Source organism: Curtobacterium sp. NPDC088465 (assembly GCF_044753165.1).
Lineage (GTDB): Bacteria > Actinomycetota > Actinomycetes > Actinomycetales > Microbacteriaceae > Curtobacterium.
Map to the genome: position 1 here is coordinate 1 of NZ_JBIVMR010000001.1, position 25,709 is coordinate 25,709.

At 71.6% G+C, this 25,709-nt stretch carries 20 protein-coding genes and 1 tRNA gene; 3 read left to right on the forward strand and 18 right to left on the reverse strand.

The genetic code is table 11. The features are described 5' to 3' along the window. Positions 1-297 precede the first annotated feature (297 nt). Together ACIP6W_RS00005 and ACIP6W_RS00010 are read right to left on the reverse strand one after the other, a co-directional pair. Positions 298-3,081, reverse strand: a complete 2,784-nt coding sequence (locus tag ACIP6W_RS00005) for an alpha/beta fold hydrolase (protein ID WP_400427540.1) — start codon at positions 3,079-3,081, stop codon at positions 298-300. A 132-nt stretch (positions 3,082-3,213) separates the two neighbouring features. Further along, complete coding sequence (locus ACIP6W_RS00010) at positions 3,214-4,323, reverse strand: fatty acid desaturase family protein (protein WP_400427542.1); 1,110 nt, start codon at positions 4,321-4,323, stop codon at positions 3,214-3,216. A gap of 306 nt (positions 4,324-4,629) precedes the next feature. Here ACIP6W_RS00010 and ACIP6W_RS00015 point away from each other — a divergent pair, with 306 nt between their 5' ends. Continuing rightward, on the forward strand, positions 4,630-4,878 hold the full coding sequence (locus ACIP6W_RS00015) for a hypothetical protein (RefSeq protein ID WP_066653399.1): 249 nt from the start codon (positions 4,630-4,632) through the stop codon (positions 4,876-4,878). Between the two features lie 12 nt (positions 4,879-4,890). On the opposite strand, the gene ACIP6W_RS00020 is transcribed toward ACIP6W_RS00015, so the two are convergent. The 7 genes from ACIP6W_RS00020 to ACIP6W_RS00050 all read right to left on the reverse strand — a co-directional run bounded on the left by ACIP6W_RS00020 (position 4,891) and on the right by ACIP6W_RS00050 (position 10,629). Continuing rightward, the gene (locus ACIP6W_RS00020; RefSeq protein WP_251160833.1) at positions 4,891-5,562 is read right to left on the reverse strand and encodes a DUF4166 domain-containing protein; all 672 of its coding nucleotides are present in this window, start codon (positions 5,560-5,562) and stop codon (positions 4,891-4,893) included. Beyond that, on the reverse strand, positions 5,559-6,188 hold the full coding sequence (locus ACIP6W_RS00025; RefSeq protein ID WP_400340796.1) for an SRPBCC family protein: 630 nt from the start codon (positions 6,186-6,188) through the stop codon (positions 5,559-5,561). The genes ACIP6W_RS00020 and ACIP6W_RS00025 overlap by 4 nt, the downstream gene beginning before the upstream one ends. A gap of 80 nt (positions 6,189-6,268) precedes the next feature. Beyond that, positions 6,269-7,756: a hypothetical protein gene (locus ACIP6W_RS00030; protein ID WP_400427545.1), complete on the reverse strand. Its 1,488-nt coding sequence runs from the start codon at positions 7,754-7,756 to the stop codon at positions 6,269-6,271. A 99-nt stretch (positions 7,757-7,855) separates the two neighbouring features. Then, the gene (locus ACIP6W_RS00035) at positions 7,856-8,836 is read right to left on the reverse strand and encodes a GNAT family N-acetyltransferase (RefSeq protein WP_400427547.1); all 981 of its coding nucleotides are present in this window, start codon (positions 8,834-8,836) and stop codon (positions 7,856-7,858) included. A gap of 122 nt (positions 8,837-8,958) precedes the next feature. Further along, positions 8,959-9,032: transfer RNA gene (locus ACIP6W_RS00040), tRNA-Pro, on the reverse strand. Between the two features lie 170 nt (positions 9,033-9,202). Next, positions 9,203-9,802 (reverse strand): hypothetical protein, encoded by a 600-nt coding sequence (locus ACIP6W_RS00045; protein WP_400340801.1) that lies wholly within the window; start codon positions 9,800-9,802, stop codon positions 9,203-9,205. Beyond that, positions 9,799-10,629 carry an endonuclease/exonuclease/phosphatase family protein gene (locus ACIP6W_RS00050; RefSeq protein WP_400427549.1) on the reverse strand — a complete coding sequence of 277 codons (831 nt, stop codon included), beginning with the start codon at positions 10,627-10,629 and terminating at the stop codon, positions 9,799-9,801. Before ACIP6W_RS00050 ends, ACIP6W_RS00045 begins: the two co-directional genes overlap by 4 nt. Before the next feature lie 71 nt (positions 10,630-10,700). On the opposite strand from ACIP6W_RS00050, the gene ACIP6W_RS00055 reads away from it, so the two are divergent. Both ACIP6W_RS00055 and ACIP6W_RS00060 read left to right on the forward strand, forming a co-directional pair. Further along, positions 10,701-12,215: a hypothetical protein gene (locus ACIP6W_RS00055; RefSeq protein WP_400427551.1), complete on the forward strand. Its 1,515-nt coding sequence runs from the start codon at positions 10,701-10,703 to the stop codon at positions 12,213-12,215. A 90-nt stretch (positions 12,216-12,305) separates the two neighbouring features. Further along, entirely contained in the window at positions 12,306-14,474 is a 2,169-nt protein-coding gene (locus tag ACIP6W_RS00060; RefSeq protein ID WP_400427553.1) for a RecQ family ATP-dependent DNA helicase, read from the forward strand. A gap of 215 nt (positions 14,475-14,689) precedes the next feature. On the opposite strand, the gene ACIP6W_RS00065 is transcribed toward ACIP6W_RS00060, so the two are convergent. The 9 genes from ACIP6W_RS00065 to ACIP6W_RS00105 all read right to left on the reverse strand — a co-directional run bounded on the left by ACIP6W_RS00065 (position 14,690) and on the right by ACIP6W_RS00105 (position 25,662). Beyond that, a complete protein-coding gene (locus ACIP6W_RS00065; protein WP_066653379.1) occupies positions 14,690-15,559 on the reverse strand; it encodes an oxidoreductase in 870 nt (289 codons plus the stop codon). A 108-nt stretch (positions 15,560-15,667) separates the two neighbouring features. Continuing rightward, positions 15,668-15,916 (reverse strand): hypothetical protein, encoded by a 249-nt coding sequence (locus tag ACIP6W_RS00070; RefSeq protein ID WP_209686016.1) that lies wholly within the window; start codon positions 15,914-15,916, stop codon positions 15,668-15,670. A gap of 103 nt (positions 15,917-16,019) precedes the next feature. Then, positions 16,020-16,454, reverse strand: coding sequence for a hypothetical protein (locus ACIP6W_RS00075; RefSeq protein WP_400340809.1), 435 nt, complete (start codon positions 16,452-16,454; stop codon positions 16,020-16,022). 244 nt (positions 16,455-16,698) lie between these two features. After that, positions 16,699-17,166 carry a hypothetical protein gene (locus ACIP6W_RS00080; RefSeq protein WP_209686020.1) on the reverse strand — a complete coding sequence of 156 codons (468 nt, stop codon included), beginning with the start codon at positions 17,164-17,166 and terminating at the stop codon, positions 16,699-16,701. 631 nt (positions 17,167-17,797) lie between these two features. Continuing rightward, entirely contained in the window at positions 17,798-19,297 is a 1,500-nt protein-coding gene (locus ACIP6W_RS00085) for a hypothetical protein (RefSeq protein ID WP_209686022.1), read from the reverse strand. Next, entirely contained in the window at positions 19,290-20,144 is an 855-nt protein-coding gene (locus tag ACIP6W_RS00090; RefSeq protein ID WP_251160843.1) for a hypothetical protein, read from the reverse strand. The genes ACIP6W_RS00085 and ACIP6W_RS00090 overlap by 8 nt, the downstream gene beginning before the upstream one ends. After that, positions 20,141-20,692, reverse strand: coding sequence for a hypothetical protein (locus tag ACIP6W_RS00095; RefSeq protein WP_144411262.1), 552 nt, complete (start codon positions 20,690-20,692; stop codon positions 20,141-20,143). The genes ACIP6W_RS00090 and ACIP6W_RS00095 overlap by 4 nt, the downstream gene beginning before the upstream one ends. 80 nt (positions 20,693-20,772) lie before the next feature. Then, positions 20,773-21,069, reverse strand: coding sequence for a WXG100 family type VII secretion target (locus ACIP6W_RS00100; RefSeq protein ID WP_058728075.1), 297 nt, complete (start codon positions 21,067-21,069; stop codon positions 20,773-20,775). Positions 21,070-21,198: 129 nt separating this feature from the next. Then, complete coding sequence (locus ACIP6W_RS00105) at positions 21,199-25,662, reverse strand: FtsK/SpoIIIE domain-containing protein (protein ID WP_400427558.1); 4,464 nt, start codon at positions 25,660-25,662, stop codon at positions 21,199-21,201. Positions 25,663-25,709 lie beyond the last annotated feature (47 nt).

Genomic DNA, 25,709 nt, shown 5'->3' on the forward strand with positions numbered 1-25,709 from the left:
GTCAGCCATTGGTGTCTCCCTTCGAGGACCCGCCGGGACTCGTTCCCAGCGGTTGCTGTTCACGGATGAGACGGGCTGACACCGAGATTCGTCACGTCCCCCGTTCCGTGTCGGGCATTTCCCCAGGAAACGGACTTCGAGGGCCGTTCCTGTACCCCGATGTGCCACCGGAGCGCTCGTTGTGGTGCGCAACCGGACAGTGGCGGTGCGCTCCGGTCGGAAGACGCACGTCGACGACGGACGGGAGGCGCGACACCGGTCGGGTGCCGCGCCTCCCGTCCGTCCGTCCGCGCTCGCTCAGGGCGTCCCGCTCTGCCGGGCGACGAGCGCCGCCACCTCGGCGACGTGTGGTTCCCGCAGCACCGAGCTGTGCTCGGCGTGCACGCGCACCGCGTCCACCGGTCCCCGGAGGTACCGGGCCCACCGGGCCGGACCCGAGTCGTTGCCGTCGGCGACGACGAGCGTGACGGGGCCCGCGTACGGGCGCGGCTCCCACCGGCGGGACACGAGGAGCGCCTGGTCGAAGAAGGCCCGGAAGTGGCGCTGGCCCTGCCAGCGGACCACCCCGGCGCCGACGCCCCGAGCCCGGCGGCCGATGCGCGCGAACGGGGTGGCGGAGCGACTGCGGAGCGCACTCGTGCGCACGGCGAGCCGCCGGAGCACGCCGGGCACCGGACGCGCTGCCGGCCGGCCGAGGTCGAGCTGCCCGAACTCGACGGTGTCGGCCCGCTCGGAGGCCTGCTCGGGCAGGTGGGTGTCGAGCAGGACGACCCGGGCGACCTCGTGACCGGCACCGGCGAGCACCGAGGCCATCTCCAGGGCGACGAGGCCACCGAACGAGTGCCCGACGAGGGTGTACGGGCCGGAGGGCTGTACGACCCGCAGGAGCTCGATGTAGCGGCGGGCCATGGCCGGGATGCTCCAGTCCGGCACCGAGCGCCGCTCCAGACCGTGCTGCTGGAAGGCGAACACCGGACGGTCACCCAGGTGACGGGCGAGCGGGACGAACGTCAGTGCCAGGGCTCCGGCACCCGCGACGCAGAACAGGGGGTCGGCGTCGCCCGGTGCACGCGCCGTCAGCGTCACGACGTCCGGGTGACCGGGGACCGCGGCGGCGCCGAGGCGGATCCGCGCGGTGAAGCTGCGCAGCGTCGGGTGCCGGAGGAGTTCCGACGAGGGGACGTCCACGCCGAGCCGGTCGGAGACGGCGGCGAGCATCTCCTCCGCCGAGAGCGAGTCGCCACCGAGTGCGGAGAAGTCGTTGTCGAGCCCGACCGCCGGCAGCTCGAGCGGCCCGACGGCGGGCAGCCCGAGCACCTCGGCCCAGATCTGCCCGACCGCGAGCTGCCACTGGTCGTAGGTGTCCTCGCCGAACGCCGCGCCGTCTCCGCCCACCGTGGTGCTGAGCGCGGGTGCCTCGGGCAGGCGGGTCCGGTCGACCTTGCCGCGCTCGTTCCGGGGCAGCGTCGTCACCGGGACGATCGTGGTCGGCACCATGTGGTCGGGCAGCAGGTCGCGGAGGGCCCTGCGGATCGCGGCCGGTGACGGCGAGCGGCGACCCGGGCGGCTCACGACGTAGGCGACGAGCCGGGTCGGCGCGGGTGGGGCCTGCACCGCGACGACCGCCGCTTCCTGCACCGCGTCGACGGTGCGGAGCGCCGCCTCGACCTCGCTCGGCTCGACCAGGTGCCCGCGCACCTTCGCCGCGTCGTCGGCGCGGCCGAGCAGGGTGAGCCGGCCCTGGTCGTCGAAGCGTCCGAGGTCACCGACCGTCCACGTCGGCGTGCCGTCCGCGGCGGTGCCCGCCCGGTCTGCGGTCGCGTCCGGCGCGCCCCAGTACCCGCTCGTCATGGCGTCGGAGACGCAGACGACCGCACCGCTCTCGCCGACGTCGGCCACGGAGCCGTCGGGTCGGCGGACCTCGATGCGCTTGCCCGTGACGATCCTGCCGGCGGGCACGCTGCGCTCGGGCACCGGGTCCCCCGCGCGGATCTCGTGCACGGCGTACACGGCGGTCTCGCTCGACCCGGTCTGGTTGCAGAACGACGCGCCGGGGCCGAGCAGCGGCCGCAGCGCCGTGACGTCCGTGCCCGTCACCGCCTCGCCGAGGGTGGCGACGACGCGGAGCGCACGCAACCGGTCGTCGGAGGGGTCGAGGGCGCCGGTGATCGACCGCAGCAGGTGCGGGGTGGTGTGCAGTGTCGTCAGGCGTGCGTCGCGGACCCAGGTGACGAGGCGGTCGACGCCGGTGCGACGCGGATCGGCGACGTGCACGGAGGCACCGGCGTGCAGGGCCGACAGCACGAGCGTCAGCCCGGCGGCGAACCCGTGCGGGAGCACCGAGGCCACGCGGTCCGTCGGGACGAGCCGGAAGGCCTCCCGTTGGGCGACGCTGTCGACGACGAGCTGCCGGTGGGTCATCGTGACGCCCTTCGGCACCCCGGTCGACCCCGACGTGAAGACGACGACCGCCGGGTCGCGACCACCGCGTTCCCGGGCTCCCGGGACGACGGCGAGGTCGCCCTCGGTCGCGGCGGCGGTCCGAGCGTCTCCGAGCGGGTCCTCGAGCGACAGCACCCGGCCCTGCTCGGGGACGAGGGCCGCGGCGCGGTCGGCGTGCTCCGCGTCCGCGACGACGTCCACGATGCCGGCGAGCGCCACCACGTGCTGCAGCCGGGCCCCGGGGAGGGACGGGTCGAGCGCGACGACGACACGGCCCGCGTGCAGGAGTCCGAGGAGGGCGACGACCGACCCGGCACCGTGCGCGACCATCGCGCCGACGGGGACGGGTGCACGGCCCTGCTCGACGTCGACCCCGCGGCCGGTGTGGTCGTCGGGGGTGAGCTGTGCGTCCAGGAGCAGGCCGAGGGCGCGGGCGGTGCGGTCGAGGGCACCGTGGGTGGTCTCGCCGTGCTCGTCGACCAGGGCGAGGGCGTGCGGGTCGCGGTCGGCGACGAGGGCCAGACCGTCGAGGACGGACGGCTCCGTCCCCGCGTGCGGCGCTGCCGCTCCGGGGTCCGCCGTCGGCTGCCGCGTCGTCGTCCTGTCGGTCGTCGCCGTCGTGTCGGTCGCCGTGGTCACGAGGCCCCCTTCACCGTGCGCGCGGACTGTGGTCGCCCGACGGTACCCCGGGGGTGCGCTCCGCAGTGGGGGCTGTGCGGCAACCCGCGCAGACCTGCGAGGTCCCGCAGCCCGCCGGCGCGGAGGACCGCGTCAGTGGATGCGGAGCTCGGCGACCATCGGGCAGGCGAATGGGTCGCGTGCGGCGAGACCGACCCGGTTCAGGTAGCGGACGACGATGCCGTACGACCGCAGCAGCGTCGTCTCGGTGTACGGCACGTCGAGCGTCTCGCAGTGGTCGCGGACCAGCAGGCGGGCCTGCTTCAGCGCCGGTCGCGGCATCGACGGGAACAGGTGGTGCTCGACCTGGTAGTTCAGGCCACCCATCAGGAACGACACCCACCAGCCACCGCGGATGTTCCGCGAGGTCCGGACCTGTCGGGAGAAGAAGTCGACCTTGGCGCCGTGCGCGATGGTCGGCATGCCCTTGTGGTTCGGGGCGAACGAGGCGCCCATCATCACGCCGAACACGGCGAGCTGCACACCGAGGAACGCGCACGCCATGCCGAACGGCAGGAACCAGAACACGACCGTCAGGTAGATGCCGAACCGGGCGACGAGCATGCTGCCCTCGAGCCACCGGTGCCGTGCGTCCGCCTTCGTCCCGGAGCCCGTCACGATCGACGTCACGGCGTAGCGGTGCAGGTTGAGACCCTCGAGCGTGAGCAGCGGGAAGAACAGCCAGCCCTGGAAGCGCAGGAAGGTCCGCATCAGCGGGCCCTTCGCCTCGGCGGCGTCCTCGGGCAGGAAGCGGATGCCGTCGGGCGCGATGTCGGGGTCCTTCCCGACGGTGTTCGGGTTGCCGTGGTGGCGGGTGTGCTTGTTCATCCACCACGAGTAGCTCAGGCCGACCATGAACGTGCCGAGCCACCGGCCCGCGTGGTCGTTCCACTTCTGCGAAGCGAACACCTGACGGTGCGCGGCCTCGTGCGACAGGAACGCGAACTGGGTGAAGATGACCCCGAGCGCTCCGGCGACGATCAGCTGGAACCACGAGTCACCGAGGAACGCGAACGCCACCCAGGCCAGCGCGAGACCCGCGACCAGGCTGCCGAACAGGGACCAGTAGAAACCGATGCGCCGACGGAGCAGGCCGTTCTCCTTCACCTGCGCCAGGAGCGCGGAGTAGGTGGACGTACCGTTGCGGCTGCCCGGACCGGGTCGGGTCCGGGTGTAACCGGGGGCGAGCGGGGTGGTCGTCATCGAGGACCGACCTTCTGTGGTGAGCGATCCTTCGACCGATCCGGAGAGTTCACGCATCCGCGCTTCCGGCGACAGTAGGTCACGGAACCGGGAGAACGCCTGGACGGCGCGCGCACGTCCGGGAAACGCAACCCGTGGCGGACGGGAGGCGCGGGACGACGCCGCCACGCGCCTCCCGTCCGGCGGCCGGTGGCGGTCCGCCGGGCGCCCAGGCTCGGCGACCATCGTTGCGGGATCGAGACGGCCCGTCACCCCGGTGCGTGCGAGCCTGGTCGCACCTGACCACGGGAGCGGACGGAGCACGCCGTGGACCGAGCGATCGCGTGGGTCGTGCTGGCACTCGTCACGGCCGTGCCGGCACTGCTCCTCGCCGTCACGCGGGTGAGCTCGTGCGCCGATGCAGCGCCGGGTGCGGGCACGAGCCGGTGCACGAGCGGACCCGTGCTCGGGGTCGCCGGGTCGTGGGCCGCCGGTGCGGTCGCCGTCGTGGTCGTCGCGATCGCGGTCGTCCAGGTCGTGCGGGCCGTCCGTTCCGGGCGAGCGGCGACGGACTGACGCCCGGCGGTCTCAGGTCCGCGCTTCGGTGCGGACCGGCTTCAACCGGTCCGGTGCGTCGGTGGCGGGGGTCCACTCGCACGTGAACGTCCCGCGGTACCCGAACAGGAAGCCGAACACGCGGTTGTGCACCTCGAGGTCGACGTGGAACGCCTGGTCGTCCTCCGACCACCACTCGTGCAGGGTGGCGCGACCGCTCAGGAGCATCGGGAACCGGAACGAGACCGGCCCCTCGTGGAACCGCTGCGCGTCGGACGTCAGCACGAGCCCGCCCCGCTCGTCCACCGCCAGGTCGAGGTCGACCGCCAGGTGCTGGTGCGTGCCGAGGTAGTCGAGCACCCTGCCGTCGACGAGCACCATCGTCGCGTCGAAGCGCGCCGTGCGACCGGGCCTGGTCTCGTACGTCCGCACGAACGTCACCGTCTCGCGGCCGAGCTCGTCGCGGTACGGGTGGTTCTCGATCGTGAACGGCACGTCCTCCCCCACGTCGGGGACCAGGATGTTCCGGAGCCGTCCGATCTGCAGGAAGGGGACGGTCCACCACGGGCCGCGTCGGATCGACGACATGACGCCACGTCCGGTGCAGGCCTCGCCGGCGTCGAGGCCGACTCCGAAGCGTCGTCGCATCATCGGGTGGAGTCGCTGGAAGTCGGCGCCGAGCGCCTCCTCGAACACGGACGTCATCGGTCGTCCCTCGGGTCGGGCAGCGTCGCCAGCGTCGCCGGCGCGTCGTGCAGGTGGTCGGTGCGTCGGGCGCTGCCTGCGGGTGCCCGCAGCGTCCTGGAGGCTCGTGGCCGGTCCCGGCGCCAGGGCTGCAGGACCGAGGTGAGCGGCCACGCCTCCGGTGCGGGTCCGCCCTCGAGCCAGATCCGGAGGCGGTCGAAGCTCCACGCGGTCGCCCAGCCGAGGAGCGGCCGGACGACCAGGTCCAGCGGCCCCCATCCGCCGTGGTAGTCGTAGCCGGTGATGAACCGCGTGCGCCCGTCGTCGGTCGGGACGTAGCGCCAGTAGCCCCGGCCCGTGCGGATCGGCGAGAGGCGGTCGGCGGTCCCGAAGCGCAGCGCCGACGTGCGCGATCCGTCTGGGCGGCGGCGTTCCCCGATGCTCACGCCGGTGCCGTGCACGTCGTGCAGCGGCGAGCGTCGGACGTAGCGGAAGTGCGTCGGTGCCCCGTCCTCCGCGCCCGCGGGCACGATCTCCGAGAACCGGACGTCCCAGCGCACGTGCTGCTCGGGGTCCTGCGTCGCGGCCCACACGCGGTCGAGGTCCGCATCGATGACGGTCTCGACGTAGATGCCCCTGGTCCCCACGTGCTGACAGTAGCGCCTGCGCGGCGGAGACCGGCGTCACGCCGGGGACAGGTCGTCGCGGCGGTGCCGTCGGTCGCGGATCAGCCGTTCCAGGCGTCCCGCAGCGCGCGTTCCAGGTCGGTGCGGTCCGATCCCCGCTCTTCCCCGTCACGGAGCGGTTCGGCCGTCAGCTCCCCGTCGCGGAGCGTCAACTCCGTCGTGCTGTCGGTGCCGCGGTCGACGAGGCTCACGTGCAGCCCGGTGCCGTCCGGCAGCACCGGTCGCAGGGCAGCGACGAACGCCGGCACCTGACCTGCGTCGGACAGCGTGGCCGCGACCGACTGGTTCGTGTCGAACTGCTCCGACGACGCCGGGAGGAAGCCCCGCAGCTCCGTGCCGACGTCGATCGACCGGCCCAACATCGCCGGGGAGCCGCTCACGGACAGACGGTCCGTGTCGTCCGCAGCGTCCCGGTCAGCAGCGTCGTCGTTGCCGTCAGCGGGATCGGCCTGCGGACCGACGCGGATCGACTCCACCGGATCGGCCGGAGCAGCGGCGGCGAGCGCCGTCGCCGTCGCGAGGACCTCGTCCGGGTCGTCCACCGTCACCCGCACCCAGGACGGCGTGAGCTCGGCGGCAGCGACCCCCGGCCGCGCCGCGATCGCAGCGAGCCGGTCCGCCTCGGCGTAGTCGGCGGCGTCGGGCACGTCGTCGTCGCCTCGGGGCTGGTCCTTCGTGACGATGCCGCCGTCCACGATGACCTGCGCGTCCGGTGCGGCCTGCTGTGCGAGCGCCGTCGCGTCCCCGACGTCGTCGAGGTCCGCGAGGTGCATCTGGAGACGACCCGGCGTGACGGAGGCGCGGGTCACCTCGTGCGCGGCACGCACACGCTCGTACGCGGTGATCTCGGGCGTCGGGTCACCGACGGTGTCGTCCGTCCCGGCGATGTCGTTCGCGATCCGCAGGTCCGGCACGTCGTCGGAGCGGATGACGTCCTGCTGCGCCGACGACCAGGACGCCGACGTCGACGACGTGTCCCAGTCGGACGACGTGGCGATCCGCCGCACCGACTCCCAGCCGGCCACCAGGTCATCGGCATCGCGGACGGTGAGTGCGATGCGACCTCCGCCGGTGCCGGAGGCGGACGGAGCGTCGACGTCGCCACCGAGCCAGCGGTCGTCGCCGCGGAGCCGATCGACGACGGCGAGCAGTCGGTCGTTCTCGGAGGCGCGTTCCTCCAGGAAGAACCCGAACCCGTCGGCCTCCATCGAGCCGCGGTACGTCGTACCCGGGCCGGAGGCATCGCGGATCCAGCGTCCGACCTCGTGGGTCACGCGTCGAAGGTCGGCGTCGGACAGGTCGTCCTCGGTGGTCACGGTGACGGACGCTTCGCCGGCGAACGGCAGGTTGTTCGTGCCCGAACCGCGCACGGACCGCACACCGTCGACTGCCGACAGCTCGCGCTCGGCCTTCTCGGCACCCGCACTCCCCGCGTTGACGTTGCCGGAGCACCCGGTGAGCAGCAGGACCCCGGTCAGCGTGGCGGCCAAGAGCGCGGCGGACCCCGTGCGTCGTCTCCCCCAGAGCATGGCGGGAGCGTACCGCAGCGGTCTTCGCCTGCCCTGTCGCCCTTCGTCCCGCGTGAGCAGCGACGGCCAGCGGCTCCAGCGAACCGGGTCGGTCCTCGGTCACCTGACGGGCCGCGACCCCGGCATCCCGGGCCAGCCGTCCGGCGTCACCCAGGCCAACGTGGCGCAGACCGCCCGACCGCTGGCGAGGGCGCTACGCAACGAGGGGGTGTTGTCGGCGTGGACGTGCCCCCAGAGCACGTCGGCCTCCGTCGCCGGGAGCCGCCGTGCCAAGGCCCGGAGGACCGCCGGCCCGAGTGCCTGTCCGCGGTGGTCGTCGTCGAGCGCGATCTCCTCGACGACGAACCCGGTGAACCCGTACGCGTCGTCCCGAGCGGCGGCGACGACACCGGCGTCCCGTCCGTCGACCACGACCTCGAACAGGAATCCCTGTTCGTCGGCGTCGCCGAGCCCGTCCTCGTCGGCGGGCGCCGCCCACTCGTCCAGGTCGGGCGTGACGCGACGGACGGTCTCGTAGATCGCGGCGACCCTCGGCGCCGCAGCCTCGGGCGTGGTCGGGACGAGTTCGACCGCGGAGGCTCCCGGCGTCTGCTCACGACCGGCGATCACCGACACCGGCCCCGCGACCACGAGTTGGTCGGTTGCCACCGAGGACCCGTGTCCGGCCAGAGCGCGGACGCGCAGGAGGTCTCCGGGGAGTCGGACGCGGAAGCAGAGCGGCGAGAAGGCCCGGAAGTCCTCGAGCACGGAGCCGAGCTCCGCCAGACCGGCTGCGTCGGGGCGCACGCTGGTCGCGATCACGTCGACGAACGGCTTCGACACGTCGCGGCCGCGGAAGCGGATGCCGGTGAGGGCCCATCCGCCGGAGGGCAGCACGACGACCCGGTTCGCCCAGTCGAGCGGGTCCGGGACGGCGAGTCCGACGGCGTCGCGGACCGCCGCTCCCCACGAGGTGTCCCCCACCAGTGCGAGGTCGGGTCCGACCGTCCGCAGCAGGTCCGATCGCCAGTGCTCGTTCCAGCGGGCCAGGTGCTCCGGCGCCCACGGCACGAGGGCGGTGAGCAGATCGTCGTCGTCCATCCCGGTCGACGCTAGGAGGCCGAGCAGCGGCGGCGCAAGAGCGGCTGGCACCGCTCCCCCGTGCGGAACGCGGAGAAGCCCCCGGCGAGAACGTGTCTCGCCGGGGGCTTCATCGGTTTCGGTCGGGCTGACAGGATTTGAACCTGCGACCCCTTGACCCCCAGTCAAGTGCGCTACCAAGCTGCGCCACAGCCCGTGAGCTCTCACGAGCTCTGAGCCCCGAGAGGCTCGGAACTCCGTCTCCGGCGTTCCACCGCCCGCGTCCGACCGGAGCGCGAGCAGCCCGTCAAGCATAGCGGACGCCGGACCCTGCTCGTGCCACGGCGCGTCGCCGCCTCCACGGGAGCGATCGGCCGGGCCGGGCCGTCAGCCCCGCGGCGAGCGCGCTGGCTGCCGCACCACGTCCCGCTCGGCCGCCAGCCACGGCAGCGCGAGCCCCACGAGCAGCCCGCCGAGCCCGTCCGCGGCCAGGTCGCCGATCGTGTCGTCGTACCCGACGTAGATCGCCGAGTCGACGTAGTTGTGCCCGAGCCACTCGCACATCTCCCACACGGACCCGATCGCGAGTCCGAGGGTGAACACCAGGAGCGACACGGTCACGCGCCCGGCGTCCGGGGCGTGCGGCACGAGCCGGAGGTCCGCGGCGATCACCGCGAGCAGCGCCGCGAGCAGTCCGGTCAGGACGACGTGGATCAGCTTGTCCCAGAGGAACACCGACGTGTACCACTCGAGCGCGCTCGACCACCCGGCGACGAGCACCAGCACGCAGACCGCCAGGTCGAACGCCGGTCGGAGTCCGAGCATCCGCGGCAGGACCACCCCGAACAACGCGAGCGACATCACCGCGAACGACGTGCTCCCCCAGCCGATCGTGGCCACGGGGATGCTGAGGAGCGTCAGGACCCGCACCACGTCGGCCGGCAGGAACCGCCGGCGCAGGAAGGTCAGCCCGAGCGAGCGCATCACGAGGCCCACCGCACGACCGCGTGCACGGCCGCGTGGTCGGAGGGCCAGACACCGCCCGGTCGGCGCACGTTCACCGCGACCCGGTCGACGACGGCGTCCTCGGTCACGAGCACCCCGTCGATCCGCCGGCCGCCGACACGCGGCTCCCGGTAGTGCGGGTACGTCCCGTAGGCCTCCCCCACCTGCCGGGAGGCTCGTCCCCAGCTGTCGACGACCCCCGCGTCCGCCAGTGCTCGCCAGGGTGCCGACCCGGCCGGGCAGTTCCAGTCGGCCATCACGACGGCCGGCAGTCCGCGCCCGCGGACGATGCGCCCGAGCAGCTGCGCGCCGCGCAGCCGTGCCCAGGACGAGGCGACGTCGAGGTGCGTCGCGATCGCGGTGAACTCCCGCCCGGTGGTGCGGTCCGCGACGACGGCGCCGACGGCGTGCCGCGGGAAGGCCGTCGCCCAGGACCGTGAGCCCGGGCGCGACGGCGTCCGGGACAGCGCCCACGTGCGCCGCTCGACGACGTCGAGGCGCTCCCGGTCGAGGAACAGGCCGACCGCCTCGCCACCGCCGCGCGCACCGCGACCGACGACCACGGGTTCCCAGCGTGACCCGAGACGGGCCGTGAGGTCCGCGGTCTGGGCGGGCAGTGCCTCCTGGACGGCCAGCACCGTCGGCTGCTCGCTGGCGACGAGCGCGACGACGGCGTCGCGGCGACGTTCCCACGCGTCGGCGTGACCGGGCGCGTGCGGCACCCGACGTCTGACGTTGAGGGTGGCGCAGTGCACCTCGGGGGCCACCACCGCCCCGATCGTCGGGTGGTCGTCCGGCGCGGATGGCATGCACCCTGTCTACGAGACGACACCTGTTGCGCTCACAGGGTGTCGTGACGGTCCCTCGTAGGGTGGCTCGGATGCGTTGCGCTCGTCCCACCCGTACCCTGCTCGCACTGTCGGTCGCCGGGCTCCTGCTCGGCGCTGCCGGTTGCACCTCCCACGACGACGCGCCGACGGTCGCGCAGCTGACACGGACGTCCGCCGACTCGGTGGACGTCGTGGCCCAGCAGGACCCGTCGGCGCGCTCCGTCGCCGCGAGCCGAGCACTGTTCGCGTCGGCTCCCGGCGCGGTCGTGGCGTCGGCCTCCGACGCGGGCGCGGTGCGCGACGCAGCGAGCGCCGCGCGTGCGGCGCACGTCCCACTGCTGCTGACGGACGACGGCGGCGCGCCCTCGTCGACACCGTCCGCCGACGCGGGTGGCGACGGTGACCGGGTGGCAGCCGAGCTCCGCCGGCTCGGGGCCGACTGGTACCAGGCCGAGGGCAGCGTGGCGGTCGACACCGACGTCCCGGAGCAGGACGCGCCGGAGCGGGGCGACGTGCCCGAGGCGAGCGATGTCTCCCGTGCGGCGACCGTGGTCGTGTCCGACCGTCGGTCGGAGGCCGCAGCCGTGGCCACGGCGGAGGCTGCCGGCGCCCGTGTGGTCGCGATGCCGGACGGCGTGACCGACCCGGCTGCCGCCCCGGACGTCGTGTCGGCCCTCCACGACCGCGCGGAGCACCCGACCGTGCTGGTCGGCTCGGCGTTCGGCGACCTCCCGGACCCGCAGTGGACGGTCCGGGCGGCGGAGAGCGGCTGGCAGCTGCCGCACGGCGGGCAGCGGCCCTTCGACGGACACCGCTACGTGGCGCTGTACGGCGCTCCCGGCGCGCCGGTGCTCGGGGTGCTGGGCGAGCAGGACCCGGCGGCGACCGTGCGCCGCGCCGAGGGGACGGCGAAGGAGTACGACGGGCTCGGCGACGAGCCGGTGACGCCCGCGATGGAGGTCATCGCGACCGTCGCCGCCGGGGACGCCGGGGCCGACGGCGACTACTCGACCGAGCTGCCGGCGTCGACGCTGGAGCCCTACGTCGACGCGGCGAGCGACGCCGGGATGCCGGTCATCCTCGACCTGCAGCCGGGGCGGTCCGACTTCCTGTCGCAGGCGAAGCGGTACGAGTCGCTGCTCGCGAAGCCGAACGTCTGGCTCGCACTCGACCCGGAGTGGCGACTGACCGCCGACCAGGTGCCCCTGCAGCAGATCGGCAGCGTCTCGGCGTCCGAGGTGAACGAGGTCTCGTCGTGGCTCGCCGACCTGGTGCGGTCGAAGGGGCTACCGCCGAAGGCGTTCGTCCTGCACCAGTTCCGGCTGTCGATGATCCAGGACCGGTCGTCGCTCGCGTCGCACCCGGAGCTCGACGTCCTCATCCACGTGGACGGGCAGGGCTCGCAGCCCGACAAGCAGGCGACCTGGAAGGCGCTGCACCAGGACGCACCGGAAGGCGTGCACTGGGGCTGGAAGAACTTCTACGACGAGGACACGCCGATGCTCTCGCCGCAGCAGACGATGGCCGACGTGCAGCCGACGCCGTCGCTCATCACGTACCAGTAGCGGGGTCGCGTCTCGTCGCGTCCCGTCGTGGTGTCCACAGCCTGGAGGGCCGGGGCACGGTGCGTCGGCGGGTGCTGACAGCATGGGGTCATGTCTGGTCTCGGTGTCGGTTCGTCCGTCGGCTCACCTGCTCCTGCGGCGGCCCCGCCGTCCGCCGAGATCGCTGCGGAAGCGCAGGCGGCCCTCGCCGCCCTGACCGGGCGACCGGACGCGGTCTTCCACCCCGGGCAGCTCGAGGCCATCTCGGCGCTCGTCGAACACCGGCAGCGTGCCCTCGTGGTGCAGCGCACCGGGTGGGGCAAGTCGGCCGTGTACTTCCTCGCGACCCTGCTGCTGCGGCGACGTGGCGGCGGCCCGACCGTGCTCGTCTCGCCGCTGCTCGCCCTCATGCGCGACCAGGTCGCAGCGGCCGCGCGGGCCGGCGTCCGCGCGGTGTCGATCAACTCGGCGAACGCGCACGAGTGGGCGGACACGCAGGCGGCCCTCGCGCGTGACGAGGTCGACGTGCTCCTCGTCTCTCCCGAACGGCTCAACAACCCGCGATTCCGCGACGAGCAGCTGCCGACGCTGATCGCCCGGATGGGCATGCTCGTCGTCGACGAAGCGCACTGCATCTCCGACTGGGGACACGACTTCCGCCCCGACTACCGCCGGCTCGCCGAGCTCATCCGCTCCCTCCCCCAGGGTGTCCCCGTGCTCGCGACGACGGCGACCGCGAACGAGCGCGTGGTCGAGGACGTCGCGGAGCAGCTCACCGCGGGTCCGGACGCTCCCGTCTTCACGATCCGCGGTTCCCTGGCGCGGGCGTCGCTCCGGCTCGGCGTCCTGACGCTGCCGGACGCCCGACAGCGCCTCGGGTGGCTGCTCGCGCACCTCGGCGACCTGCCCGGCAGCGGCATCATCTACACGCTGACCGTGTCCGGGGCCGAGGACATCGCCCGACTCCTGCGCGAGAACGGGTACGCCGTCCGCGCCTACACCGGGCGGACCGACACCGAGGAACGCGAGCAGCTCGAGCAGCAGCTCAAGGGCAACGAGCTCAAGGCGCTCGTCGCGACGAGTGCGCTCGGGATGGGCTTCGACAAGCCGGACCTCGGGTTCGTCGTGCACGTCGGCGCTCCCTCGTCGCCCGTCGCCTACTACCAGCAGATCGGCCGCGCCGGGCGTGCGACCGACAACGCCGACGTCCTGCTCCTGCCCGGACGCGAGGACCGCGAGATCTGGCAGTACTTCGCGAGTGCGTCCATGCCGACCGAGGCCCGCGCCGCCGCCGTCCTCGGCGCGCTCTCCACCGACACGGCGATGTCGACCGTCGCGCTCGAGGGCCTCGTCGACATCAAGCGATCGACACTCGAGCTCCTGCTCAAGGTGCTCGACGTCGACGGCGCCGTGCACCGTGTCGCCGGCGGCTGGGTCTCGACCGGGCAGCCGTGGCAGTACGACGCCGCCCGCTACGAGCGGGTCGCCGCCGCCCGCGAGGCCGAGGCCGCGTCGATGCTCGCGTACGAGTCCACCTCGGCGTGCCGCATGCAGCTGTTGCAGCAGGACCTGGACGACCCGTCCGCCGAACCCTGCGGGCGCTGCGACAACTGTGCCGGTGTCTGGTACCCGACGTCGATCTCGGAGTCGGACACCTCCGGTGCGGCTGCCGCGCTCGACCGGGTCGGCGTCGAGATCGCGCCGCGCGCGCAGTGGCCGTCCGGCATGGCCTCGCTCGGCGTGCCCGTGAAGGGCAGGATCCCGGCCGGCGAGCTCGTCGAACCGGGCCGCGCCGTCGCCCGGCTCACCGATCTCGGCTGGGGCGGGCCGCTCCGCGCGCTGTTCTCGGCCACCACTCCGGACGGACCCGTGTCCCGCGAGCTGGTCGACGGGTGCATCCGCGCCCTCAAGGACTGGCCCTGGGCCGAACGGCCGACCGGCGTCGTGGCGATGTCGTCGCGGTCGCGGCCGGAGCTCGTCGGGTCGTTGGCGCAGGCGCTGTCGTCCATCGGGCGGCTGCAGTTCCTCGGGACCCTCGGACGGAGCGGCGGGGAGCCCCGCGGAGACGGTGCGACGAACAGCGCCTACCGGCTGGCCGGGGTGTGGGACACCTTCGTGGTGGACCCGGAGCTGGCTGCGGCGTTGGCGTCGCACCAGGGGCCGGTGCTGCTCGTCGACGACCTGGTGGACAGCCGGTGGACGGTCACCGTCGCCGGGCGGGAGCTCCGGCGTGCGGGGGCGTCGGCCGTGCTGCCGTTCGCGCTCGCGACCGTGGCCTGACGCCGGCCGGGTCCGGCAGACCGTGTCCGTGGTCCGTCCGGTGGCGCGGGGTGCGGGCTGCGCGGTGCGGGGTGCTCGGTGCGGGGTGCGGGGTGCTCCCGCACAACCGGAAGCACGTCGTGCCAGGGATTCCCGTGGTGCGACGTGCTCCCGGTTGTGCAGGCGTCGGTGCGTGCCGACTCCAGCTTCGGCTCCGCCCGCATGCGCCGCTCGGGTCAGGCCGCGCCGATCGCGTCCAGCTCGCGGATCGCGTCCGCCGGCAGCGTGATGCCCGCGCCCTCGACGTTCTGCCGCAGGTGCTCCACGGATGACGTACCCGGGATGAGCAGGATGTTGTCCGAGCGCTGGAGCAGCCATGCGAGGGCGACCGACAGGCGCGACTCCCCCAACCGCTGCGCGACGGTGTCGAGCGCCTCGGACTGGATGGGCGAGAATCCGCCGAGCGGGAAGTACGGCACGTAGGCGATGCCCTCGGCCGCCGTGAGGTCGACGAGGTCGTCGTCGCCCCGCTGCGCCACGTTGTACATGTTCTGCACGCAGACCACGGGCGCGATCCGGAGGGCCTCGACGAGCTGCGCGCCCGTCACGGTCGACAGTCCGAGGTGGCGGATCTTGCCCTGCTGCTGCAGTTCGGCGAGTGCCTCGAACTGCGGTGCGATGCTGCCCGACTCCGGGGCGTCGAACCCGCCGACACGGAGGTTCACGACGTCGAGCTGCTCGAGACCGAGCCGCTCGAGGTTCGCGTGCACGTCCTCGACGAGCTGCTCGGGCTTCCGCGCCGGCGGCCACTGCCCCTTGTCGTTCCGGCGCGAACCGACCTTGGTGACGATGTGGACCTGCTCCGGGTACGGGTGCAGGGCTTCGCGGATGATCTCGTTCGTGACGTGCGGGCCGTAGAAGTCCGCGGTGTCGATGTGGGTGATGCCGAGCTCGACCGCCGTGCGCAGCACGCGGACGGCCTCGTCACGATCGGCCGGCGGGCCGAAGACGTGCGGGCCGGCGAGCTGCATCGCGCCGTAGCCGAAGCGGGTGACCTCGAGGTCGCCGAGGTCGTAGGTGCCACCGGGGAGGCTGTTCGTCGTCATGGTTCGACGATGCTCCCGATCACTGCGGTGTGCCTGGCCCTGGTTGTCCCCTGGTCCGCATTCCCAGTGAGCAAAGAGACCAACCGCCGGGTCACGACGACGCGACGTTCATCGCACCAGATCCGCCTTGCCCGGCCACTCGCCGAAGTGTTCCTGTAGTTCAGAGAACGACACGATGACGGTACCCGGATCACTCTCATCACATCCGATGACTTTCCATCCAGATTGCTCGAGCGCGACCGCGAGCGGCGCACCGACGTGACCGCGCAGGACGACTCGAACGCCCGCGGCCGGCTCACCATCTCGTACCGTGCACGCGGCCTCGAGGAGTTCCTCGAACTCGGGAAAGTCCTTCACAGTGCTTGACGGTTGATCAGCTGCAAGAACGACGATCGTGGTCGGACCGAATGTCTGCGAGACTTCGCGGGATCAGCCCGTACCTGCCTCGCGCGATGTGGATCTATCCGTCAGCATCGACGGGCCAAGGACCGATCTGATCGTCAAGTGCTTGCTTGCCGAAGCTCGCTTGATAGGAAAGTTTCGCCAGGAGATCAGGGTTCTTCGGGTATGCCACGTCCTTCCAGCCCGCTGCAACCGCGATGGGCCCGATTGCGACCTGTGGATTCGTTCTGATCCTCAGGATGACGCCGCGATCAGGCTCCTTGCCCTGCACAGACCATGCAAGCGGCAGAACTTCATCGACGAGCTGCGCCACCTTCTCCTCGGATGTGCCAGCTTCGGGAGCTGTGATCTGGACTGCGATCGCGTAGTGCTTCGACAAGCCGTCCGTGGTCTGCTCGTACTCAACCGTAGCTTCGGATACATCAGGCAGCCCGTTGAGACGCTGCGCAACCTTGTCCTGCGATTGCGTCTCGGTGGAGTTGTCGTTCGACATGGAACATCCTCCTGATGCGACAGAAACGGCAATCAGAATCCCCAGGACAGCGGCTTTCCGCATCGTCATCTCTCGGCCTGGTAGTCGGTCACGGTCTTGTTCCCGCAAAGGGATCGGCTGACATCCACCTCGGATTGCCGGTGAGCCGGATCGGATCCGGAATGTCGATGGGCGTCTTCGGCCATCATCCCGTAGCGCGTGGCCGCGTGTGCAGAACCCACACTGACGGCCCCTTCAGTCGTACTCAACTGCCCGGCCATGCCCCGAAGAGCTGCTCCATGTCCGACTCAGAGAACGTGATCTGATACCGCAGCCTTGGGTTGCTCGCGAACTGCGGGAGATGCGATTCCCGGGCCAGCGCGACGAGGTCAACCCCGGAGGTACGACCGACCGAGAGCGCGACTCCGTTGGTCAGCTCGTGCTCGTTCACGGACCACCCGATCCGCAGCAGTTCTCGGAGCGCCGCACTCTTGCTGCCCTCCTCGAAGCCCGGGGACGGGGTGAAGTTCACCGTCGTCCCCCATTCAGATGTGAAGCCGGAACGGTAGTTCCGCATCTCCACGGAGGCTTCGGTGACTCCTCGAATCGCCGCCGCATCAGCGGACGCCTGGTCGAGAGTCCGACCAGACTGAGCACCTGACGTGCACGAGCTGAGCAAGATCGCGAAACTCGCGAAGGCCGCGACCGCAAAGTGCCTTCTCTTGAAACTCATCTGTTGACCACCCGGTCATCGTGCAGATCGCACCGGGTCCGGCTACTGATCGGCCGTTACTGTGGTCTGCGTCCTTGAGCACCGCTGCGGACAGCAGCCCCACCGGCCTCGTTTGACTGGCTCGGCTCAGAGACCCTCTGGATTGACCGTTGGCGCTGCCGCCGGCCAATCGCCCAGACGGTCCCTGAGGAGATCCGCCGGGATTATTGCGGAGGTCTTCCCAGGGAGCGCGGCACCCGTCTTCACCCAACCTGATCGCTCAAGCACCTTGCCGAGACTGACCTTGGGCGCCCCCTGCAACCCAATTCCAACTCCGTTGGCCAGTTCCCGATTTGCTTGTAGGGACCATCCAGTCTGGATTATCGCATCCACTTCCGCGTCGTCGATCGAGTCGGTTGTGGTCTTCGGGTCAAGAGTAAGGATGATCAAGGCTCGGTTGGAGTTGCTGGTGTCTAGTCCCGACGTGTTCCGCTCCACAGAGACCTCAGCAGCTTCCACGCCCGCGAGCGATCGCAGAAATTGCTCAGCCTCCTGGGTTGTCTGCCCCCGGGCGGCCGAGGCTCCCGAGCAGCCAGAAAGGAGGAGCGCCGTGGTTGTCAGCAACGACACGACGCTGCCCGCTTTCGCCCACTTACTTACCCGCACTTCGCTCCAATCGGTAGTCCTGGACCGTCTGTTGACCCTGCAGGAATCGATCAACTTCTGCCAAGCCGGGGCTGTCAGGATGTTGCCTTGCCATGATGGCATAACGCGAAGCGTTGTGCGCGGTTGCGAAGTCTTGCTCGCCCCCGTGGCCAGATAATGCGGGAGCTGGTGCACTGATCGTGTTCCAACCATCCCTTGAAGGATTTGTAGCCCCATCGAGACGCGCAACCGGGTCTTCGCGCGCTTCGAACGACGTCACCGCAGTGGAGTCGGGAATGTCCATCCGGCCGATCGGCGCACCAGCGGTAACGACTTGCTGCACGTTGAGACCCTGCGGATCCTCGGCAATGGCGCCTGCTGTGATACCGCCGAGACTGAATCCGGTGAGCATCACAGGAGCGTGACCGTCACGGATCTCCGGTATGCGGTCGAGCGTCGACCGCACCGTCTGAGCCAGCGTCGTCGAATCTCCGTAGCGCATTGCCAGGACATCCGAAGTCACATCATTTGGAACAGTACCCGCTCTTGGGTCCCATACCTGCGTGCTCGGAATCTGGACGACGAATCGCGGTCCACCCGGGCCATCAACACGCATCACGCGTAGATCCCCGTACTCCTTCGCTCCGATCCCGTCAATCTGTGCAGCACCAGCCCATAGTTCGTCGACACTCCGTGGCACGATGTTGCCGTTCTCGTCCGTCAGCAGCGGAGGTACGTAATCATCCTCCTCCGATTGCTGGGCACGACCGTACACGTCCGTGGCGATCTGATCGAGATCATTCTGCTTCTTGAGCGTGTTTCCGAGGTCGGAAGGACTTGTCGTCCCTGCTCCATCTTCGAACAAGCGCAAAGCACCGCCCTGATGTAGCAGCAACGACAGGAGGGCGTCATAACCAATGTCTCCGTGCGATCCCAATGCCGTCTCGAATGCTTTCAGGGACCAAGCGCTGAAGTTCGACGTGGAGAAGTTGTCGATGAATCTTCGCGCTACTTCCCCCGCAAATCCCCCAGATGTTCGCCAGCTCGAAGGATTACCTAGCGCGTCGCCCAGCGACACAACGAGCGCCCGACCCCCCTCCAGGAATGCCCCGGTTGCGAGCGACACTCCGAGTAGATCGACGACAGTCACCAGAGTGACCGGCAACCCCCCGATGAGCAAGGCCTGATCGACCGCTTCATCCGCGAGCGCCGCCGCCGCGGCCAGGGCGACCTCAGCAGCCTCGTACACCTTCGAGATCGACGCCGTGATGATCACGAGCGCCTCGCTGGAGACGATCGTTACGCTGAGCTGCGCCGAAGCGTTCATCACCGCGCCCTCGGCCGCGAGCGCCGTACCCGGCGACAGGATCGCCGAAGCGAGCAGGTCCCCGTCCACCGACAGCGCCCCGACCTTCGGTACGAGCGGCCCAGCGAAGGCGTTGAGCGCGGTGATCCCCGTGGTCAGGCGATCGATCTCCGCGTAGTCGACCTTGATCCCGTCAGACATCTCGATCCCTGATGAGTCCAGCGACGAGCCCGAGCAGATCCGTGCGGATCTCCTGGTCCGTCTGCGCCGTCACGGTGACCGTGCCGGCATCGGTGAGGAGTTCGGGCGTGACCTCCGAGCCACGCGCTTCCGCGTCGAGTCCGACGCTCATCCGCAGCCATCCGCGGCGGGTGCCGAACCAGTCCGCGACGAAGACCGGGCCACGGTCAGCGGTGAAGGCCTTCACGCGGAAGCCGTGCTGCACGGGCTCGGCCAGGCCACGGAACAGGCCGACCGCATCGGTCGGGACGTGCAGTTCGTCGACGACGGCATCGAGCACCCGGGCGTCGCCGCGCTGGATGGCGTCGACCAACGCTTGCGAGGCAACCGTGCTGACCGTCGTCGTCCCACGGGCCGGGTCGGTGACCTCGAGCGACGGGATGAGTTCGACGAGTGACGACCACGCCTGGTCGAGCACCGTTCCGCGCAGGTGCGCACGGCTGCCGTCGCCGGGTCGCGCGCTCCGCACGGTGAGGTGCGAAGCAGCGTCGCCCCCGATGACGGTCGAGTGCGCCCACGTCGTGTCGGGCGCCCAGGCGCTCACCTGGATGACGATCGAGCCGGCGTTCTGCAGTGCGAGCGTGAGCAGGAACGGCGCGTCGAGGTCATCCGACCACGACTCAGCGTCAGCGTCGGGCTGTCGCGTGAGCACCCCGCGCTCGACCAGCGCTCCCGTGGACTGCTGCTCCGGCGCACCCCCGGGCACGAACGACGGCAGGACGAGCCCGGGCAGGTGCTCACGGACGGTTCGTAGCTCGTCGGCGGTCAGGTCCCAGTCGATGACGTCGGTCGCCGGTGCCTCGGTCATCCGACGCCGTTCCGGATGGCGGCGCCGCGCACGTCGATCCAGTCCTTCGACCCGGACGGCGGCGGTGACGGCACCTGCGCGATGAACGACCTTGCGCTCGCGACCTGGCCGTCGGAGACCTGCTGACCGCCGAGCTCGTGGACGGAGACACGGACGTGGTCGGGCTCCCCCGAGCCCGCGGCACCGATCACCTGCATGAAGCCGTTGACTGCGTTCGACGCGACGTCCTTGACGGCGTTCACGACGTTCGCCGCCAGGTGCGCGGCCTGGTTCCAGAGGTCACGTGCGATGCGTTCGGCTTCCGCGATCTGTGCCTTCACGGCGTCGACTGCCTTGGCGTGCGCATCGAGTGCGTCTGCTGCCTCGTCGAGCAGCTGCGCCTTCTTGCCGAGCTCCGTGCCCGACTCCTGGACGCGACGACGCACGGCGTCGGCGGCCTTCCCCGCCGACGACAGCCCGTCGGCCTGCGCCACGAGCGCGCTCGCCCGTGACCGCAGCCCGTCGGCATCGTCGCGCAGCGCACGGGCCTTCGCCCGGAGCTGTGCCATCTCCCCGTACATGCTCTACCCCCAACGGAGGAGACGGCCGGCACCTGCAGCGCCGGCCGTCCCTGGTCCGGTCGTCCCGATCAGCGCCCGAGTCGCGACGCGAGCTGCTGGTCGACGTCGCCCAGCGTCTGCGCGGTCGTGCGGAGGAACTGCGCGAGGTCGTTGAGCCCGCCGATGGTGTTCTGCGCGCCGCTCGTGAAGCGGTTGTACGCCTCGTTGTAGGCACCGGAGGAACGGTCCGTCTGGAACCCGGCCTGGGTCAGCGACGCGATCTGTGCCTGCAGCTTCGACAGGGTCGCGTTGATCTCGTCACGCCCTGCGAGCAGACGGTCGGCGTTGCTGTTGAGCTCCTGGTAGGAGACGTTGATGTTGGCCACGTTGCACCCCTTCACGGTGGACTGGATCGCCAGCCCCTCCGGCGACCGCGACAACGGTAACACCGGTCCGGAACAAATAACCCATGCGATGTCCACACCCCCGTTCGAGGGGGACGAGCGGGTCCCCGATCAGGAGGACTCGGGGTCCCGAGCGACCTGCACGCGGGTGATCCGCCCGGAGTCGACCATGATGCCGCGCCCGACGGGGAAGTCGGTCCGGGTCACCCGCGGGAACGCCGTCCGGAAGAGCGTGAGCCCGTCGGTCTCCTCCGGTTGCAGGGCGATCCCGGCACGCGCGGTCTTCAGCTCGGCGAAGAGTTGCCACGCGTTCGGGGCCGTGACCGTGTCGGCCTCGGCGAGCACGAACACGCCAGCACGGCGGGCGGCTTTGATGAGCCGCGCGACCTGGCTCTCCGCGGGCAGCCCCTCGAAGTCACCGACGTTCTCGATCACGATCACCGGGTCCGGCCCGCTCGACGCACCGCTCTCGAGCGCGGTCGCGAGCTGCGAGGCGATGGCCTCGGCGTCCGTCGCGTCCTGCGCCGCCGACGCCCAGTCGGTGGCGTCGCGCAGCGTGGACCGCCTGCCGACGACCAGGTGCGCGGGTCGGTCCGGCCACGTCGCGCGCACGGACCGCAGGACGGTCCGCATGGTGGTCGAGCGTCCGGAGCCGAAGGGTCCCGTGACCACGAAGAGGCCGTCGGTCGGGATGCCCACCGGGCCGAGGGTGTCGTCCGCGAGGCCGATCGTCGGTCGCCCGGCCACGGCGACCGGCAGCGCGGCTCGATCGACGTCCTCGGGCAGTCGGCGGATCGGCGGGGCCTCCGCGACCCCACGGTGCAGCAGGTCGGCGGCGAGCTCGTCGACCGCCGCTGCCTGCGCGACGAGGTCGGCGCTGCCACCGGGCACCGCCATCTGGACCTCGTGCTCGTCGACGAGTCCCCTGCCGGGCACGGCGTCCTCGAGCACGTCCGCCGGCACGTCGGCCGCGTGGTACTCCATCTCGGTCGCCAGGCGGAGCACGATGCGCTCGCCGATCGCGGCCTGCAGGTTCGACGGGAAGGCCGCGGTGCGGTCCGCACTCATCACCAGGTGCACGCCCAACGCGCGCCCGGTCGCCGCGATCGCGACGAGCTGGTCGAAGACCGGCTGGGTGCCGAGGCGGAACTCGTACTCGTTGCGGAACGCCCCCATGCCGTCGACCAGGACGAGGATGCGCGGTTCGGCGATGCCGGTCACGTCGCGGTACTCGCTGAGGTTCGCGGCCCGGGCGGCCGCGAACCGCCCGGAGCGGTCGGCGACGGTCGACTCGAGGTCGGCCAGGAGGCGCGTGATCCGTTCGTCGTCCGGCCCGCTGATCACGGTGCCCACCGTCGGCAGCGCCTCGAGCATGCGCAGGCCACCACCGCCGAAGTCCAGTCCGGTGATCCGGACCGGGAACCGGTCCGCTGCGGCGGAGGCCGCCACCGCCACGGCGCGGAGCGCCGCGGACTTCCCGGCCCCGCCCGCGCCGAGCACGGCCACGTTGCCGGCCGCATCGAGGTCGAGACGGAACGGGGTCTGCCGCTGGGACTCGGGCAGGTCGACCGTCCCGATCACCAGTGCCGACCCGTCGGAGGCGGGCAGTGCCTCCAGGCCGACGGCATCGGGCAGCTGGTCCAGCCACGGCTTCCGCGGGACCTCGAGGCCCTGCCGGTCCGCCGCGCGGACGATCGTGGCGGCGAGCCGCTCGATGTCACGCGCCCGCGTCGAGTCGCGCGGTGCCCGCGGTGGACTCGGCCAGGTGCTGCCGGGGCCGAAGGGGAAGTCCTGCACGTCGACGTCCGGCTCGTGCACGACGTCGTCGGAACGACCACCGAGATAGGCGGTCTGGAAGTCCAGCACGCGTCCCGGGCCGATCTTGGCGGCCGCGCGACCGGGGGTGCCCGGGTCGAAGAAGGCGGCGTCGGCCACGCCGAGGACGTCCTCGCTGTCGACCGGGTCGGCGACGCGGAGGGCGATGCGGAGGTTCGTGTTCGCCCGGAGGGAGTCCTTGATGACCCCGCTCGGGCGCTGGGTCGCCATCACGAGGTGCAGTCCGAGGGACCGACCGCGCTGCGCGACGTCGATGACGCCGTCGATGAACTCCGGGATCTCGGTGGCGAGTGCGGCGAACTCGTCGATGACGATGACGAGCACGGGCGGTGCCGCCGGGTCACCGCGCTGCTCGAGCGTGACGAGGTCCTTCGCGCCACGGTCGTTGAGCAGGTGCTCGCGGTACCGGAGCTCGGCCCGCAGCGAGGTGAGGGCGCGGCGGACGAGGTGCGGGTTGAGGTCGGTGACGAGCCCGACGGTGTGCGGCAGGCCGACGCACTCGGCGAACGCCGCGCCACCCTTGTAGTCGACGAGCAGGAACGTGAGTCGATCCGGCGCGTACTCGGTCGCCATGCCCATGATCCACGTCTGCAGGAACTCGCTCTTGCCGGCGCCCGTGGTCCCGCCGACGAGCGCGTGCGGGCCGTGGGCGCGGAGGTCGAGGGCGAGCGGCTCGCTCGGTCCCTGACCGACGACGGCACGGACGCCGCCGCTCTCGCGCCCGGATCCCGGTGACCACGCGGCAGTCAGGCTGTCGTTCTTCGACCACCGTTGGACGATCGCGGACGGGTCACCGGCGACGTCGCCCTCGTACAGGTCGACGAACGCCACGCTGTGCGGCAGGTCGGTCTCGTCGAGGACCCGCGCGCCGGAGTCCTGGATCGGGGCGATCGCACGGGCGACGGTCGCTGCCTCGATGCTGTCCACCCGGTCGAGCTCGTCGAGCACCACGGACTGCCCGGACCGGACGAAGCCGACCGTGGCAGACCCGCTCGTCCGGTCGAGCACGATGTGCGTCCGGCAGACGACGGGCAGTGCCTGCAGCGTGGGCGCGAGCCAGAGGACGTGGACGCCGAGGTCCGGGCCCTCCTCGGCCAGGGCGACGAGACGGGCACGGTCGGCGGGAGCCTCGGCGGTGACGAGCACGACGACGGCCGGCGTCGCGGGCAGGCGGTCGACGGACTCGCCGTGGTCCTCGTCGAGGGCGCGGGACTCGTCGATGCGCGACCGGACCTGCTCACCACGGCCCGAGCCGGCTGCACGGCGGGTCGCCACGAGTCCCTCGAGCTCGGCCAGCAGCGTCGAGGCGCCGGCGAAGTCGTGCACGAGCCCCGTGGACCGCAGTGGGCTGTAGGGCGAGTCGACGTGTGGGAGCCACTTCAGCCAGGACCACTGGTCGGTGGTGGTGCCGCCGGCGAAGGCGGTGAGCACGAGGTCCGCCGGGCTGTGCAGCCCCGCGAGCTGCACCACGAGCGACCGTGCGACGTCGTCCGCCGCCAGCCCGGTGCCGGCGACACCGATCGCGCCGGCACGTTCGAACGTCTCCACCACGGGCACCGGCCCGACCGTGGCGTACTCGTCGGCGAGTGCTTCGGCGCGGTTCCAGTCGTCGACGCTGCCGGAGTTCCTGGAGGGCAGCGTGACGGTCGACCGCGACGGCTGCGTGCCGGCACCGAAGCGGACCTCGAGGAAGGTGGTGTGCTCGGGCTTCCGGGTCCACAGCAGCGCCGAGCGGTCGCGCATCGCGGCCGTCACGACGGCCGGGGCCGGCGACTCAGCCGTCCGCGCCGCGATCTCCGTCGTGCGGGCCGCCGCCAGCCGCTCGCGCGAGTCGGCGAGCGACTCCTCGAACCGCTGGCGTTCGTCGCGGCGGCGCCGCCGGGCCTGGACACGCTGGTCGATCCACGTACCGATCATGATGACCGGCGAGAGCGCGATGAAGATCAGCGTGTACGGCTGCTTCGTGACGAGGAACAGGACCGCGCCGAGGATGATCGGCGCGATGATCGCGATCATCGGCAGCCGGGGCTTCTCCCCCGGGACCGGGATCTCGGGCAGCGTGAACTGCCGCCCGCGGTGCGCTGGCTCGACGCGGGGCGAGCGGCTGAAGTCCACCTCGGGGACCGCGGACGCCGGGGTACCCGTGCCCGGCACGGGCGGTGTGGCGGGCAGCGGTCGGATGCGCAGCGTGGTGTCACCGACCGAGACCGTCGTCTCCGGGTCGACGAACGCCCGCGCGACGAGCCGACCGTCGACCTCGACCCCGTTCGCGGAGTTCAGGTCGACGACCTCGACCGTGTCACCGATCGTGACCGTGGCGTGACGACGGGAGACCAGGTCGTCCCCGGCGAGCCAGACCTGGGCCATCGCGTCGCGGCCGATCAGGTTCACCCCTTCGGACAGGGTGTACTCGTTGCCGGCATCCGGCCCGGAGACGACGTGCGCCACGGCCGCGGGGGCGTCCTCGACGTCGTCGCCCCGGCGGCGGTCGGTCGCGGCGACGACCTCGACCCGGCAGCCGGAACGGAGCGACGACTCGTGCACCGTCGCGGACGGGTTGAGCAGGCGGGGCTGCGGTCGGTCGGGGAACCACACACGCAGCGTCAGCGGGACGCCGTCGGCCGCCGTCCGCCCACGGGACAGCCGGTCGGCGAGCGAACCGATGGTCGCCGTCACGTCCGCCGTCACCACGACGTCGCGGTCTGCTCGTGGCCCCGCGATGGTCACCTTGAGTTTCACACACCACCCCCGTGCCGACCATCGTACGGGTGCACGCCGACCTGGGG